Origin of the sequence: Clostridium ihumii AP5 (assembly GCF_000612845.1) — a bacterium.
Taxonomy (GTDB): Bacteria; Bacillota; Clostridia; order Clostridiales; family Clostridiaceae; genus Clostridium_J; species Clostridium_J ihumii.
Window position 1 is genome coordinate 169,378 of the sequence record NZ_CCAT010000043.1, and the last position, 16,742, is coordinate 186,119.

Below are 16,742 nucleotides of genomic sequence, written 5' to 3' on the forward strand. Positions count from 1 at the left end.
AAAAGATAATATTAAATAATTATAAATTAAGGAGAGTATAAAAGTATGTATGATAAAATTAAATTACCATATTCTTATGATGAACTAGAACCATACATAGATGCAGAAACTGTAAACATACATTATAATAAGCATCTTCAAACTTATGTAAATAATTTAAACAAAGCTTTAGATGGGTATAATGAATTTGTTAAAGGCAAAACACTAGATGAAATTCTTTACAATATAGAAGATATCCCACAAGAAATACGACAAGATATAATAAATCAAGGTGGTGGAGTATCTAATCATAATCTATATTTTTCAATACTTTCTCCAAAGCCAGCTAAATCTCCAAAAGGTAAGTTTTTAGATGAAATCAATAAAACCTTTGGAAGTTTAGAAGAATTAAAAGAAAAATTAACTTCAGCAGCTATAAAGCAATTTGGATCTGGCTACGGATGTTTAGTTAAAGATAAAGAGAATAGATTAATAGTAATGCAAGTATCAAATCAAAATTCTCCATTTAGTGACAAATTAATTCCAATATTAATGATAGATGTATGGGAACATGCATATTATTTAAAATATAAGAACTTAAGACAAAACTATGTTGAGAATATATGGAATATAATAGACTGGTCAAAAGTAGAAGAATATTATAATAAATAAAGAAATAAAGCTAGAAAACAATGTGTTTTCTAGCTTTATTTATCTATATAGTTAAATTAATATTATGTTTTTTGAAATCTAATTTTTCAAAAAAAGGTATTAGATTTTCAGTGCAATTTACATATGGCTTTAAGTTATCATTTTTACATTTATCTATCAATTTATTAGCTATAGTGTAACCTACATGCTTATTTCTATAATTAGGATGAACACCTATATCACATAAATAAGCATTTGTGACACCATCAGAAATTATTCTTCCCATAGCAATTAGTTTATCATCATTATAAGCATAAAGTACATAGTAACTATTATTTATTGCTCTTAACAATTGAAATTCATTTAAATTTGATAAGCTACTAAATTCTAGAGTATTATATAATTCATATAAGTCTTTTTTGTTAGAAAGCTCTTTAGTATATTTTAAATTCATATAAAAATCTCCTTTCAAAAATCAGTTATTATAAATATATAATTTCCTTATAATAAAAAATTATAAATAATAATTCACCTAAATATTAGAAAATGATATAATTTATAAAAATATTAACTAAGGAGAAATAATTTATATGAAAGAAATAGAAATATATATTAGTGTATATGAGTTAGTAGATGAGAATAAGAAAGGAGATAAACTTAAAGCAAATATTGAATTTAAAATTAATGAGACAGAGATTGCTAATCGTAGTATAAGTGTTGAAAATGTAATAAAAAATATATGTAGTGTATATGAAAATAGTTTTGTATGTGCAGAAGCATACTTTGGGAAAAAGGATTTTGGATATAATATAATAATAAAATAGAGATAAGTATAATCAATATTATGAAGTAAATCATATAATAATTTTGTGAAATAATATTTAGTTGGTGTATAAATGAAAGATACATGGATAATAATGAATTTTAGAGGTGAAAATAATAAAGTTTCATTTAGTAAAGAGGAGGCTAAAGAAATAGCAAAATTATTAGGCATTGATTTTTCAAAAGAGTTATTTGATTTAGATGAATTTACTATAGGCGTTAATGTGGAACTTGAACATGGAAGTAAGTTTCCAAATACAAATGTTACACAAAATGATCCTATATTAACTGGGAAAATAGCATTAGCTCATTTAATGGAATTTCCAGATTATTATACAAGATTAAAGAAACTTGAAAATGAAGCAAATGCATATTGGAAATCTAAAAATAAGAAATAAAACATAAATTTATTAAAGGGAGTCTTTTATAAAGGCTCCTTTTAATTATAATTAGAATAAAATTTTAGTCTTATTAAAAGTAACATAAAAGATACAAATTTGAATAATTTGTATTTTAATATTTAAATTTTCATATAATGAAAGTAATATATAAGCTAAGTACAGAAAATATTAGTATGTTTAAAGCTATATGTTTCCAAACTAAAAAATCAAATTATTCAAATATTAACTGAGGATAATTTGATTCAAAGAAACAGTAATTATTTTAAATATTATTCATAAAAATTTCAAAGAAACTCTAATTGATTTGTCATTTTATTTCCAAGACTAAACGGCTAAATTCAGAACTATGTAATTAAATTCTAGTTAATAAAATGACATTATTAATGCGACTTACTTCCTTGATTTATAAAAAATATACATTGAATTTTGAATGTTGGGAATGAAATGAGTAATATCAACCATAACTGCTCATTATTCACTCTTACTTCTTACTTGGTTCCAACTACAAAAACAGGAGTAAACTGTAATAATAGTATCACTTGATAAAGATGTTATTTAAGATTTGAACTTGGAACTCTAGAAATACAGTAATTTCAATTTGAAATTTTATAGGAGGAAATAAATGAAAGGAAAATTAATATGGTTAGGATTAATTGTAACGACAATAATAATGGTAGGATGTACAACTAATAAAGAGAAGGAATCTTCTATAGAAAGCAAAGACAATAAAAATTCTCAGACTGTAAAACATGAGAGTAATGCTAAGATAAAAGAGAAAAAGAGTGAAGTGATTATAGAGAAAGATAAAGAACCTAATGAAAAAAATATAGAAAAACCTAAAGATAATAGTAATGATGCAAAAGTTAATAAGGTACCAGTGTTAAAAGAAGATAATACATCTAAAAGTGTAGACAATAAGGTTAGTGAAAAAGAGGATTTAGGTGTTTCAATGTTTGTTCCTAATGGAAGCTACGAAGTATCATATTTAGGTAGCGATTTGTCACCCAACTTAAATTATATAAAGGGAAATGGAAAATCTTTTGAAACTATTGGGACAAATGGTAAGGGACCTTTTGTAACAGTATATTCTATACAAGACAACAAGTTATGTGAAGTGTATTATTCTAGTGACTTGACTGAAGATGAAATAAAAAATTTTGATTATTTAAGTAAAAATGATGTAAGTCAAAAGGTAGCACTTTTAAGTACTCCAATAGCTGTTGGTACTAGATGGGGAAATAAAGAAATAGTTGAAGTTGGTGAAAATCTAAATTTAGATGGACTAATTTTAAATGGACCATACGTTAAAACATGGGAAAAAACAAAAAATAATGATTCTGAAAGCGTTAAGGTATGTTACTATTCAAAGGGATTAGGATTAGTTAAGTATAAAGTAATTATTGGTGATTCTATAGTAGAATATTCAACATTAAGACAATTTAATAAAAGGTAAAGTTGGAATATAATTATTATTTATGTCGAAAAAAGAATGAAAATATTAGTGGAGTTTATAAAGAAAAAGTCATATAATAATATAAAATCTCTTTGCACTGCATATAAATCTACAGTACAAACTGATCAGGCCGATGAATGACTTTAATTTATGGAGCCGGGCCTTAATTGGCAACAGGACTTAAATACCTGTGGGACAGTTTATTGTTCTACAGGTATTTTTTGCGTACTTTTAGAGCAATAACTGAAATAAGATCTTTAATGCAATGCCATAGAGCTATCTAAAATATTCTTAAATTTTTAAGAATTAAAAATGGAGGTAACTTTTATGACAGAACAAACAAATTTAAATGAGTTAAAAGGTCTAACAGAAGAAGAAGTTAAAAAATTACAACAGAAGTATGGTAAAAATCAATTGGTTCCAGAGAAGAAAAGTAGTTTTTTACTTAAAGTTTTGGAGGTTCTAAAAGAACCTATGTTTTTACTTTTAATTATTGCAGCAATTATATACTTTTTACTTGGAGAGCCAAGAGATGGCATCATAATGTTAATATTTGTAATTGGAGTTATAAGTATCGATGTCATTCAAGAATGGAAGACAGATAAGACGTTAAAAGCATTGAAAGATTTATCAGCACCACAAATAAAAGTTATTAGAGACTATAAGCAATACGTTATAAATAGTGCTGATTTGGTTCCAGGTGACTTAATAATTATAGAGGAAGGTATTAAAATCCCAGCAGATGGGAAAGTAATAAAAGCTAATGATTTATGTGTTGATGAATCCTCTTTAACAGGTGAATCAGAAGGTGTCTGGAAAGTTGTAGATGATAGCAAAAATAAGGATTATTGGAAAAAGGACTATTGTTATGCAGGAACTTTAGCAATACAAGGTAGTGGAATAATTCTTGTAGAAAATATAGGATTTCAAACTGAATATGGAAAAATAGGAGTTGATGTATCAGAAGCACCTAATTTACCAACACCAATGCAAAAACAAACAAGAAAGCTAGTAAAGATTTGTGCAAAAATAGCAGTAGTGCTTTTTATATTAGTTTGTGTAATAACCTATATTAATCTATATGATCATAATTTTAAAGAACGAATTATTGAAAGCATATTATCAGGTGTAACACTTGCAATGGCAATGATACCTGAAGAATTTCCTGTTATTTTAACAGTGTTTTTATCCATGGGAGCATGGAGACTTGCAAAGAAGAAATCATTAGTACGAAGATTGCCATCAGTTGAAACCTTAGGAGCAGTTTCAATACTTTGTGTAGACAAAACAGGAACTATAACAAAAAATAAAATGACAGTAACTGATGTTTGGTCATTTGATAATAATATAGAAAATTTAATTACTACTATGGGTATGGCATGTGAAACTGAACCATATGATGCAATGGAAAAAGCTATGCTTAAATATTGTGAAGATAATAATATAAAAAAGGAAAGTCTCTTTAGTGGTGAATTAGTATATGAATACTCATTTACAAACGAAAGAAAAATGATGGGACATGTTTGGGCAAAAAATAGAGAATATATTATTGCAGCTAAAGGTTCACCAGAAAAAATTTTAGAAATTTGTAATATAGAAGATAAAGAAAAAAGCGAAATAGAAAAAAATATATATGATATGTCATTAAAAGGATTAAGAGTTATAGCTGTAGCAACTGCTATAGTAGATAGTGATAATGTTCCTAAAGAACTTGAAGAATGTAAATTGAATTTTTTAGGATTAGTAGGACTTCAAGATCCTCCAAGAGATTCAATTAAAGATGATATAAAAAGATGTATAGATGCTGGTATAAGGATTGTTATGATTACTGGTGATAATGGAATTACTGCAAGTTCTATTGCAAAACAAATAGGTATTCCACATAGCAATGAAATAATTACAGGTGATGAAATTAATAAGATGAATGATGAAGAGCTTAAAAATAAAGTTAAAACTGTAAGTATTTTTTCAAGAGTTGTACCAGAGCATAAAATGAGAATAGTAAAAGCATTCAAAGGAAATGGTGAAATTGTTGCTATGACTGGAGATGGTGTTAATGATGCACCAGCACTTAAATATGCAGATATAGGTATTGCTATGGGCAAAAAAGGTTCTGAAGTTTCCAAAGAAGCAGCTGATTTAATTTTACTAGACGATAATTTTTCTACTATAGTTCATACCATTGAAGATGGTAGAAGGATTTATGATAATATAAGAAAAGCAATTGGATATATATTTGTAATACACATACCTATAGCGTTATCGTCTTTAATGGCTCCACTTATTGGAATAAAAGCTATTGCATCATTATTATTACCCGTTCATGTAGTTCTTTTAGAATTAATAATAGATCCAACATGTTCTATTGTTTTAGAAAGACAACCAGCAGAAAAAGATATAATGATGAGAAAACCTAGAAATCCAAATGAAAATATTTTAACTTCAAAAGTTTTAATTAAAAGCTTAATTCAAGGATTGGTACTATTCTTTGCATCTTTTGGTGTATATTATATACATTTAAAGAACTTTCCAACAGAAGCAAATATAGCTCGTTCTATGGGACTTGCTATAATAATGATTTCTAATATATTACTTGTTCAAGTTAATAGTTCTAATAATATGCTTATGTTTAAATCGGTTATAAGTTTAAAAAAAGATCCAGTAATGTGGATTACAGTAATAGGAACAGTTTTAGGTTTAGTCGTAATACTATACTCACCTTTAGCAAGTATTTTAAGTTTAGCACCTTTGAGTTTTAGACAAATAGGAATTGTTATTATAACTTCAATGATTGCAGTATTATGGTATGAAATAGTAAAAGTTTTTAATAAAAATAAAGTAGCATAGAAAAACTAAATAGGAGTTGTCATATTAAAAAATTATAAAAAGTTTAATGACAACTCCTGTTTTCTATTTTGACACTATGAAATGGTGATATCCTTCAGATATATTTTCTGAGAATATATTAAACTTTGCACTTATAAGCAAATTTTTTATTTCATCAATACTAGGATAATAATGATATCCACCTTCTAAAACATATTCACCTTTAACTATAGGAAGACCCATTTCAATACCTTTTTCAAAGGCAATATTTATTTCATCATCATTTAATGTTTCTATTGTAAAATAAAAATATCCATTAGGTTTTAATGCTTTATAAAAGTTTTGAAAAACAGATAAAAGATGTTCAGGAAATACATTCTCTAAAGCATCAATACATATAATTCCATCAAATTCATTATTAAAACTGATTTCTTGTAAACCTAGTTTTTTAGTTTTCATTAATGGAAATTTACAATTAGCATTTTTAAGCATTTTTTGAGATTGATCAATTCCTAAAACGTTAAAGCTTTTAGAACTAATAATTGGATAATATTTGCCTGTTCCACAAGCAGCATCTAAAATTTTACCATTTGATATAATTAGTTTTAGAAATTTTTCTAAAGTTTCTTCATGAATTTTTTCTATGTTACCCCAATTTTTATCATAATCAATAGAAAATATAGAATCATATCTTTTTTCAGCCATAATTCTTTTTTCATTTAACCAATCCTGCCGTTTCATTATTACTCGCCACCTAAACCGTATATATAAATAAAAAATTGAATTTATTTTCATTATAAAACTCATAAAAAATAAAACAACATATTGTTGTATAGTTTACAATTACTTTACAATAATATGTTGTTAAATTATTATTTAATAACCATATGTATTTTTAAATTTATATGTATAATATAATGAAAACATTAATGTTAATATTTCAGCAAATGGAACTACAAGCCATACTCCATCTACACCCATAAAAAATGGTAAAATAATAATTCCTAAAATGAAGAATATAAACGTTCTTAATAATGAAATTATGGCAGAAATTTTGCCGTTGGAAAATGCTGTAAACATTCCAGATGCAAATATATTTATTCCACAAATTAGGAAGCTATAGGCAAATATATTAAATCCATTTAAAGTAATGTTATAAACTTCACTAGATTTGCTTGTAAATATACCTACTAAGCTAGTAGAAAATGCTCTAGAAAATATAAAAGAAACAATAGAAAAAATTAATATGAAAATATAGCTATATTTAACTAATTTTTTTAATTCAATTTTATTATCATTTCCATAATTATAACTTATTCTAGGAGATACACCAGATGTAAAACCAATATGAGCAGATATTAATAGAAGTTGAGAATATAAAACAATTGTTATTGCTGCAACACCAGTTTCACCTAAAAATTTAATCATTACAATGTTATATAAATATGTAGTAACAGCAGAAGAAATTTGAGTTACCATTTCAGAAGAACCATTACCACAACTCTTTAAAATTAATCTTAAATTAAATTTTGTTTTGGTAAAATGTAATATGTTTTTTTTGTTTAAAAAATATATAAGTCCAATAATAGCAGGAAATGCATAACCTATACATGTAGCTAAACTAGCACCAGCAATACCCATATTAAATTTAACTATAAAAATATAGTCAAGTATTATATTAGTAATTCCACCTAAAATTGTACAAAGTAGTCCTAATTTAGGGGCTCCAGCACTTATTAAAAAATAATCAAAAAGACATTTTAGAATAATTATGGGTGAAAATATCATCATAATAAATAAGTATGAGTAGCAATATTTATATAAAACTTCTGTTGCACCTAATGCATAAATAATAGGTTTTATAAAAATTAAAGAAATTATAGTTATAAAAATTCCAATAGCTAAAGCTGTTATTATAATTAATGTAAAGCCTTCTTTAGCATCTTTATCTTTTCCTTCACCCATAAGTTTTGCAACTATTGCATTTCCGCCAGTAGCAAGCATTATACTAATACCTAAAATTATATTTACTACAGGAAAAACTATATTTATTGAAGATAATGCATTTGAACCTACAAATCTAGAAACAAACACACCATCTATAATAGTATAAAGTGAAAAAAACACCATCATAATAATTGTAGGAAATGTGTGTTTTATAAGTGATAGAAAAGTAACTTTTTTTCCAAGTGAATTGTCCAATTTAAAAACCACCTTTTACATCTTGATAAATTTTCTCATGTTTTTTATAATAAAGTATCCCGTTAAGGGATAGTCAATAGGGAGATGAAAAAATGGATAAAAAAACAACTAAATATTTTACAACTGGAGAATTTGCTAATTTATGTGGTGTAAATAAAAAGACTCTTTTTCATTATGACAGTATAGATTTATTTAAGCCTGAAAAAACAGATGATAATGGGTACAGATATTACTCACATTATCAATTAGAAGTTTTTAATATAATTTCTGAATTGAAAGAAATAGGTATGTCTTTAAAAGATATTAAAAATTTTATAAATAATAGAAGTCCAGAAATACTTATAGAATTATTTACAAAAGAGAAATATGAAGTTGAAAAGGAAATACAAAATTTAGAAAGAATAAAAAAATTATTAGAAACTAAAATTCAATCAGTAAAAGAAGGGATTAAATATACTGAGGAAATTTTTCTGGAAGAGCAAAAGGAGGAGTATCTTATATTAAGTGATCATATTAATAGTTATGATGATATAGAGGTTGAATATGATTTAAAAACATTTATAGAACATTTTAAATATTGTATGAAAAATCAACTAAATACTGGGTGTTCTATAGGAGTAATGCTAAATAAAGAGAATCTAAAAAATAAATTTTTTTATGAGTATAGCTATTATTTCACAAAGACAAATAAGACAGATATGTGTAAAAATATAGTAAAAAAAGATGAAGGTCTTTATGTTGTTGGATATTTAAAAGGATATTATGACAAAATCCCAATATTATATGAAAAGATGCTTAATTATATAGATAAGAATAATCTTAAAATATGCGGATACTCTTATGAAGAAGGATTAATTGATGAAATTTCAATAAGAAACAAAAATGAATATGTTATCAAAGTTTCAATTAAAGTAGAAAAGAATTTGAAATAATGAAATTAAAAATAAATACTTCTGATTTTAAATAAAGTATTGTACTATATATTACATAATATAATAAATATATGTAAAAAATATGAATAGCTCAATTTAATTAAAAATGAGGTGAACAACAAATGATAAAGATTATTGTAACATTAATTCATATTGTAAACTTGGTAACTATATTTTATATGGTTTTTAAAGAAAAACGTTCTGCCAATAGTATTGTGGCATGGTCACTAGTATTGTATATTGCTCCACTTGTGGGATTTGTAATATTTTTACTAATAGGTAGGAAACTTAATAAAAACAATATGTTTGGAATAAAACAAATGGAATATGAAACGTATAAAACTTATTTAGAACAAAATAAAATTAGCAATCATTTGGAACATATAAATAAAAATAATAAAGATATTATAGAATCCATTGAAAAAATGAGCTATTCACCATATAAAGAGAAAAATAATATAGATTTATTTACAGATTCAAAAGATTTTTTTGATGAGTTATTACATAGTCTTAGCTTAGCGCAAAAAAGTATAAATATTGAATTTTACATATTTAAAAATGATGAGATTGGTATGAAAATATTAAAATTACTAGAGAAAAAGGCTAGAGAGGGAATAGCTGTTAGATTACTTTATGATTCTGTAGGAAGCAGAGCTTTAAATAGAAAAGTATTAAAAGAATTTATTGATGCCGGTGGAATGATAGGAGAATTTTTCCCATCATGGCTTAAAATTATAAATTTAAATATGAATTTCAGAAATCATAGAAAAATTGTTGTTATTGATAATAAAATAGGCTTTGTTGGTGGTTTCAATATTGGAGATGAATATTTAGGTAAAAGTCATAAATTTGGTTATTGGAGAGATACTCATATAAAGTTTAAAGGAGATGCAGTTAAAGATTTAAATTTACGTTTTTTGGCAGATTGGAAGTATGCTACTAAAGAAAATATTGATTTAGAAAATGCACTTATGAAAACAATAGACTTTAACGAAGAAGGAAATGACGCCATACAAATAGTATCTAGTGGTCCTAATCTTAGTGATACTTTTGAAATAAAATTTGGATATTTAAAAATGATACAAAAAGCGAAAAAGTATATTTATATTCAATCACCATATTTAATTATAGATAATAGTATATCAGATAGTTTAAAGCTTGCTGCATTGTCAGGTGTTGATGTAAAAATAATGATTCCGGGAAAAGGTGATCATCCTTTTGTTTTTTGGGCTAATATATTTTATGCTGGCGATTTATTGGAATCAGGAGTTAAAGTATATCATTATGACAAAAATGCATTTCTTCATGCAAAAACAGTAGTGATTGATGATCAAATATGTTCAATTGGAACGGCTAATATGGATACTAGAAGTTTTGAATTAAATTTTGAAGTTAATGCATTTATATATTCAAATGAAATTTCAAGAAAACAAAAAAGTGCATTTGAAAATGATTTATTAAAATCAGAAGAATTAACATTAGAAAGATATAATAATAGATCTAAAATAGTAAAACTAAAAGAAGGAATATCTAAATTATTCTCATCAATACTTTAATATAGGAATACAAGTTAAAACTTTAAGTTATTTATGTTTCAATTGAGAGTTCTAATTAATTTAATTGAAAATGGAAAATGGAAAGTGAATGTAAAAATTGGATTTCCAATTTTAAAGAAAGATTTTTTATTAAATTTGCAGAGCAAATTAGTTGAAAACAATATAAAAATGTAGTTTTTATATATTTCTATTTTAAATATTAAAAGCGAAGCGAGTAATATTCACCATAACTATTCACTTTTCACTCTTACTTTTTAATTAATTTAAAAAATTCAAAAAATGTTAATTGGTATAAAATATATATTTAATGTAATATTATAAATATATAAATTGCAAATGAAAGGAGAAAAAGGTATGAATATTTTATCACAAAGTATAGAAGGAAAAGTAGTTATAGTTACAGGTGGCACAAGAGGTATAGGATTTGAAACAGTAAAATTATTTTTAAATCATGGGGCTAAAGTAGCTTTGTGTGGATCTAAACAAGAAACTGTTCAAAAAGCATTGAATGAGTTGAATAAAATAGATATAAAATTTGATGTTATTGGTTTTTCTCCAGATTTATCAAACATAAATGAAGTTAAAGACATGACAAAGAAAGTGTTACAAAAATGGGGAACTATAGATGTATTAATAAATAATGCAGGTATAAGTGATAGTAAATCAATTTATGAATATGATGATGATCATTTTGCTAAAATTATGGATATTAATGTGCAAGGAGTTTTTAATTGTTCTAAAGTAGTGGCTGAAATAATGAAAGAAAATAAAAAAGGTGTAATATTAAATACAAGTTCTATGGTTAGTATATATGGACAAAAATCTGGATGTGGATATCCAACTTCAAAATTTGCAGTAAATGGACTTACTAAGTCACTAGCAAGGGAACTTGGAAAAGATGGAATAAGAGTTAATGCTATAGCACCTGGAATAATAGAAACAGATATGGTTAAGGCATTGGATCCTAATATAATAAATAAAATGGCTCAGAATATTCCATTAAATAGATTAGGAACTCCAGAAGATATTGCAAATGCATTTTTATTCTTAGCATCAGATTTAGCATCCTATATAAGTGGAGCTATTCTTTCTGTAGATGGTGGAATAGTTGGTTAGTATGGATTTATTTTTTATTAAAATATAATAAATTTAAGAGGACTATTGATGAATTTTAGTTTATCAATAGTCTTTTAGTTTTTATTAAATTTTCAACATATGTATTTTCATGTGTTAAATTTTAGGTGAGACATTATTTTTTATTAATTGCATAAATTTATTAGGCAACACTACTTTTACACTAGGATTTTTTCTAAGTTTTTCAATAACATCGTTAACATTATCTAGTGTATTACTCCACGCATGAACGTAAACAAATGTATAGGAATTGGGATTTTTAACATCTGTGTAACCTAATTTAACACGCTCAGTAATATTATTAATTAATTGAGTTTCGTCTTCTAAACCTTCCCAAAGCAAATCTCTACAGGATACTATAGGTTTTTTATTTGACCAAAGTATTTCACCATTATAAGAGTTATTTTTATCATATTCTAAATACAAGAGACCATCTATATTTTCATTAGAAGTATATTTATCCCATAAATCTTTATTATAAAAAGCTTTATCATCAAGAATTAAAACATAATTTTGATTAGTATATTCCATATACTGATTTAAGGAACTAGTATACTCTGTTAATTTATCATTGGGAAATTTACTAGGATACATATATCCATTACCAGATGGAGGAACCAAAAAACTTTGATTATTAAAATCTTTATAATATTTATCAAATACTGTTGGTGCTAAATAGTAAATTGAAGGACTTATAGACCAACCTAGAGGTAAATCTTTTCTGTAATTTGAGCCATACCAATTTTTAGAACTATAATTGCTTCCAAGTAACCACTGTTGATTATCGCCATCAGACATAATAAATGTTACATAATGATAACCATCATTATTATCTAAGGAAGTCTTAGTATCAAATTTAGAATATTGTTTTGTTGGATATGAACTTAATACAGATAAATTGTATGACCAGTCTGCTGCAATCATATCTACACCAAATTTAGATGAGATACTAACATTTTTATGTTCATCAGGTCCCCATCCTAGGCAACGAGCAGTTGAATCCATATTTTTAAATATAGATTCTCTTAGAGTAGTATCATTAATATCATTTTCATAGAATATAAGTGATTTTGACATTATTGCATAATCTCGTAAGGGTATTGATTGATAGGGTGATAATTCAATGACAGTAGAATGATTTAGTCCTGAATTCCAAAGGTTTTTATATGCCCAATATTTATCAGTGTTTCTGCAATCATAAGTTAATTTAGTTATACCATAACTTTTAACTTTATTTTCTAAAGATTCATCTATTGCTATAGAATCTTTTAATGAAGCAAGAGAACAAGCATTATTAATAGAAGGGAGTCTAAAATTGCTATATAGAATGTAACCATCAATATATGAACTAAAATTATTTAGTAATTTCCAGGGGTCTTTTACATATTTAATTTTAACACTATAACTATCTTTTAAATCTTTAAGCCAAAGCTTGTAGTCAGGTTCATTAGAAGTAAGAATATAAATTTGACTTGAAGATTTGTTAGAAATAAGCCCTTGTAATGTAGCAATCATAGTTTGTTCAGCTTTAGACATATCATTTTCAGATATTACATATAAATATTTAGGAATTATTGTATTTTTTATATATGAATCATATTCTATGTTAGTATTAAATACACTGCATGATAACCCATAGTCATCGTTTTTATATTTATTATAAAAGCTATTTAGAAATTCATATCTAGGGCCAGAATAAAATGATGCGGAACTTTTAGGTGTCATATTAGATAAAAAAATTTGTCTGTCAATTATGTCTTTTAAAGAAATAGTATTAGAATTTTGCATTATATCATACATTATCATAAACGTTGTAGTTCTACCAATTCCTTCTTTACAATGAAAATGAAACCAGGTATTTTCAGGACTATTTTTAATAATATTAATAAAATAATTAACCATATCTTCGGAAGGTAACTTACCATCAGTGACAGGAATACGAACATAATTAATATTTTTAGAATTAGTAAGGGTGTTTTCATTTTGTACATTATTTACAACAACTGTATTTTTAGTATTATTAAATGTTGTAGGTTTATTTATAGCTAGAGAATTTAATTTTTCGTTTTCATCATCTAAAATATCTATAGTTTTTAAATTGATATTAGAGTTATTAGTAGTATTTTCCCAACTTACAGCAATACCATTTACAAATCCGTGAGATTCTTGCCTTAGATCAATTACAGTTACTGGTACATCTTTTTTTATTGATGATTGAATTAATGAAAGTCCATTTTCAGAAAATTGTCCACTACCAGAGATGTTTAAATTATCTAATCCAGATAAATTTAAAGATTTATTACTTATTAAGTTTGTGTTTAGAGTTGTTCTAAAATGGTGTGGGGCCAAAGAATTATTAGAAGAATTTTCTTTTAATATTAAATTAGGAACATCTTTGCAATATGAATTTATAGGTGCGAAGGAAAAAATTATAATAATAGCTAATATTAATAAATTTTTAAAAAAGTTTTTCAATTATAAAACCTCCAATATAATATTTAAAGTAAATTAGAAATAATCTTACATTAGCTTTTCTTAAAATAATTAGATTTATTCATATTAGTAAAGAAGTTAACATTCTAAATTTAATAGCACAATAACTTATATTACAAATTTGCACCAATATAAGGGAAAATTTATATTATATATTATAGAAATAATATGGGAGATGATTATGTGCAACATAATAATTCTAATAAAAACATTAATTTAAGTGATTTTGATTTAAAAAGTCTAGAATTATTAAATATTCAAAAAAATATGGGATTACTAGCTATATATGCAGATATTCTTTCATATATTTCTACACTAGAAAGTATAGACTTAGTTTATGCACAATATGATTCCAATGCTAAAAATGTTCATAATCCAGATATACCAGCATTGCAAGCAGCCTATATTTTCATGTTTACAAGAATTGTTTTTACACAAATTGGATTTACTAAATATGATATGTTACTTGAAAGATCTAATAATGGAGACTATAAGTACTCACTAGATCCTAATAGAAAAATTAATATGGCAAATTTATTAGGAATTGTAGCAAATTCATACTCATTATCAGCAATTGAAGAGATTTATTTAAGAGAAAAAGATCAACCTATATTTGGTATATAGGTATGTATAATAATAATACGTTTAATTTGTTGTAAATTTATGAATTTTATTTATTAAGAAAGTATGAAATAACGTACTTATAAATTTAACTAAACACATATATAGTGTTGACGTAAAATATAATGAATGGTATTTTAATCCTGTAAAAAGGAGGGGTATCATGGAATTTTCGATTAGGGAATTTTCAGAAAAAGATGCAAAGGAGATTTGCAATTGGAGATATGACAATGAATATTCAATTTATAATTTACCTACATTTAAAATTGCTAAAGAATTAGGTTTTGGATTTACTGATGAATCAACTAGAAATAGAGAGTTTAAATCTTTATATAATGATGATAAATTAATTGGTTACTTTAGATTGGTTGAAAAAGAAAATGAATTTACATTTGGAATAGGGTTAAAACCTAATTACTGTGGAAAAGGACATAGTAAAAGTATTATGCCTATAATACTTGATTATGCTAAAATTTATTGTAATAACAAACCTATTAAATTAATGGTTAGAAGTTTTAATATTAGAGCAATACATGTTTATAAAAAATTTGGATTTAAAGAATTAGATGTAAAAAGCATTAAAACACCTCAAGGAAAAGCAGAATTTTTAACAATGATAAAATCATAAATAATAAATGGTTACATTAAAATAGAACATCTAACACATAAGATGTTCTATTTTTTATCTTTATTCTTATTACACATTACATTTTTACAGTTACTTATAGAATACCATTCACAAAGAGAGCAGATATCATCCATGATTTCTTCTGTAATATTTTCTTTAATAAAATTTACTATTTCATGATAATTATACTTTTTTTCTTCTAAGTTAAAATATTTTATAACTTTATTATCTATAGATTTAACTTTATTATTAGTATTGCATAAATTTAATCCCTTCATATTGGGGCAACTTTTACAAATGTCATCAGTAGAAAATACTAATTCTATTATTGCATTTTTATCATTTTTTATTACATTAGTAATATAATTCATATTTTCTACAAATGATTTATCATATCCTTTGCCACCATATCCTTGGGTACACATTAAATGATGTGGTCTTAATTTCATTAGCTTAATACTCCTCTTATAGATTTATTTTCCCTAAGTTTTGCACCAATCAAAGTTGCTAAAATTGATTTTAGCACTCCTGTAAATATAAATGGAACTACACATAACATAAAAGATTTTCCAAGAGTAGAACTAGTTATAAATGAAAATTGGAGTGTACCTATAGCATAGTTTGCAATAGAACCTAAAATCATAGCTAAAAATAATATAAACTTATTATTAGTTTTTTCACATATAAATCCAATTATGAAAGCCATTAATGGGAATGATAATATAAACCCACCAGTTGGTCCTAAAATAATTTGTAGTCCACCTGCAAAAGATGCGAATACTGGAAGACCTATAGCCCCTAAAAGCATATATATGCATTGGGATATAAAGCTTCTTTTTGCACCTAAAAGTATTCCTGTTAAGGAAATTGCTAATGTTTGCATTGTAAGTGGAACACCTCCTGGAAATGGTATAGAAATTTGAGCAAGTATTGCAGTTATTGCAGCAAATAATGAGCAAATTATTAAATCTTTAGTCTTCATATAAAAACTCCTTTTAAATTAACAATAGTAAACTCAGAAAATCAACAAGGTTTACATATATA

At 25.2% G+C, this 16,742-nt stretch carries 17 protein-coding genes and 1 riboswitch; of the genes, 11 read left to right on the forward strand and 6 right to left on the reverse strand.

Annotation, left to right across the window (positions count from 1 at the left end; genetic code table 11):
* Positions 1-45: 45 nt before the first annotated feature.
* Positions 46-651: a superoxide dismutase gene (locus BN346_RS06620; protein ID WP_040327349.1), complete on the forward strand. Its 606-nt coding sequence runs from the start codon at positions 46-48 to the stop codon at positions 649-651.
* 43 nt (positions 652-694) lie between these two features.
* Here the strand turns inward: BN346_RS06620 and BN346_RS06625 are convergent, their stop codons facing one another.
* Positions 695-1,084 carry a GNAT family N-acetyltransferase gene (locus tag BN346_RS06625; protein ID WP_040327350.1) on the reverse strand — a complete coding sequence of 130 codons (390 nt, stop codon included), beginning with the start codon at positions 1,082-1,084 and terminating at the stop codon, positions 695-697.
* Between the two features lie 136 nt (positions 1,085-1,220).
* Here BN346_RS06625 and BN346_RS06630 point away from each other — a divergent pair, with 136 nt between their 5' ends.
* The 4 genes from BN346_RS06630 (at position 1,221) to BN346_RS06645 (ending at position 6,153) form a co-directional block, all read left to right on the forward strand.
* Positions 1,221-1,454: a hypothetical protein gene (locus BN346_RS06630; protein ID WP_040327351.1), complete on the forward strand. Its 234-nt coding sequence runs from the start codon at positions 1,221-1,223 to the stop codon at positions 1,452-1,454.
* A 72-nt stretch (positions 1,455-1,526) separates the two neighbouring features.
* Positions 1,527-1,850, forward strand: a complete 324-nt coding sequence (locus tag BN346_RS06635) for a DUF5661 family protein (RefSeq protein ID WP_040327352.1) — start codon at positions 1,527-1,529, stop codon at positions 1,848-1,850.
* A 625-nt stretch (positions 1,851-2,475) separates the two neighbouring features.
* Complete coding sequence (locus BN346_RS06640; protein WP_040327353.1) at positions 2,476-3,306, forward strand: hypothetical protein; 831 nt, start codon at positions 2,476-2,478, stop codon at positions 3,304-3,306.
* 111 nt (positions 3,307-3,417) lie between these two features.
* A riboswitch (NiCo riboswitch) is annotated at positions 3,418-3,507 on the forward strand.
* Between the two features lie 126 nt (positions 3,508-3,633).
* On the forward strand, positions 3,634-6,153 hold the full coding sequence (locus tag BN346_RS06645; RefSeq protein WP_040327354.1) for a cation-translocating P-type ATPase: 2,520 nt from the start codon (positions 3,634-3,636) through the stop codon (positions 6,151-6,153).
* Between the two features lie 63 nt (positions 6,154-6,216).
* Here the strand turns inward: BN346_RS06645 and BN346_RS06650 are convergent, their stop codons facing one another.
* The gene (locus BN346_RS06650) at positions 6,217-6,873 is read right to left on the reverse strand and encodes a class I SAM-dependent DNA methyltransferase (RefSeq protein WP_040327355.1); all 657 of its coding nucleotides are present in this window, start codon (positions 6,871-6,873) and stop codon (positions 6,217-6,219) included.
* A gap of 135 nt (positions 6,874-7,008) precedes the next feature.
* Positions 7,009-8,334 (reverse strand): MATE family efflux transporter, encoded by a 1,326-nt coding sequence (locus tag BN346_RS06655; RefSeq protein WP_040327356.1) that lies wholly within the window; start codon positions 8,332-8,334, stop codon positions 7,009-7,011.
* A 92-nt stretch (positions 8,335-8,426) separates the two neighbouring features.
* Between BN346_RS06655 and BN346_RS06660 the strand changes: the two genes are divergently transcribed.
* The 4 genes from BN346_RS06660 to BN346_RS06670 all read left to right on the forward strand — a co-directional run bounded on the left by BN346_RS06660 (position 8,427) and on the right by BN346_RS06670 (position 11,938).
* Positions 8,427-9,266, forward strand: a complete 840-nt coding sequence (locus BN346_RS06660; protein WP_040327357.1) for a MerR family transcriptional regulator — start codon at positions 8,427-8,429, stop codon at positions 9,264-9,266.
* A gap of 122 nt (positions 9,267-9,388) precedes the next feature.
* Positions 9,389-10,822, forward strand: coding sequence for a cardiolipin synthase (cls, locus tag BN346_RS06665; RefSeq protein WP_040327358.1), 1,434 nt, complete (start codon positions 9,389-9,391; stop codon positions 10,820-10,822).
* Positions 10,823-10,864: 42 nt separating this feature from the next.
* Positions 10,865-10,996: a hypothetical protein gene (locus BN346_RS22200; protein ID WP_278245504.1), complete on the forward strand. Its 132-nt coding sequence runs from the start codon at positions 10,865-10,867 to the stop codon at positions 10,994-10,996.
* Positions 10,997-11,176: 180 nt separating this feature from the next.
* A complete protein-coding gene (locus BN346_RS06670) occupies positions 11,177-11,938 on the forward strand; it encodes an SDR family NAD(P)-dependent oxidoreductase (RefSeq protein WP_040327359.1) in 762 nt (253 codons plus the stop codon).
* Positions 11,939-12,052: 114 nt separating this feature from the next.
* Here the strand turns inward: BN346_RS06670 and BN346_RS06675 are convergent, their stop codons facing one another.
* Positions 12,053-14,431: a GxGYxYP domain-containing protein gene (locus BN346_RS06675; RefSeq protein WP_040327360.1), complete on the reverse strand. Its 2,379-nt coding sequence runs from the start codon at positions 14,429-14,431 to the stop codon at positions 12,053-12,055.
* Between the two features lie 201 nt (positions 14,432-14,632).
* Here BN346_RS06675 and BN346_RS06680 point away from each other — a divergent pair, with 201 nt between their 5' ends.
* Together BN346_RS06680 and BN346_RS06685 are read left to right on the forward strand one after the other, a co-directional pair.
* Positions 14,633-15,073 (forward strand): hypothetical protein, encoded by a 441-nt coding sequence (locus BN346_RS06680; RefSeq protein ID WP_051540127.1) that lies wholly within the window; start codon positions 14,633-14,635, stop codon positions 15,071-15,073.
* A gap of 160 nt (positions 15,074-15,233) precedes the next feature.
* On the forward strand, positions 15,234-15,698 hold the full coding sequence (locus BN346_RS06685) for a GNAT family N-acetyltransferase (protein ID WP_040327362.1): 465 nt from the start codon (positions 15,234-15,236) through the stop codon (positions 15,696-15,698).
* Positions 15,699-15,745: 47 nt separating this feature from the next.
* Here BN346_RS06685 and BN346_RS06690 read toward each other — a convergent pair whose 3' ends face one another.
* Both BN346_RS06690 and BN346_RS06695 read right to left on the reverse strand, forming a co-directional pair.
* A complete protein-coding gene (locus BN346_RS06690) occupies positions 15,746-16,147 on the reverse strand; it encodes a DUF1284 domain-containing protein (RefSeq protein ID WP_040327363.1) in 402 nt (133 codons plus the stop codon).
* A complete protein-coding gene (locus tag BN346_RS06695) occupies positions 16,147-16,680 on the reverse strand; it encodes a biotin transporter BioY (RefSeq protein ID WP_040327364.1) in 534 nt (177 codons plus the stop codon). Before BN346_RS06695 ends, BN346_RS06690 begins: the two co-directional genes overlap by 1 nt.
* Positions 16,681-16,742 lie beyond the last annotated feature (62 nt).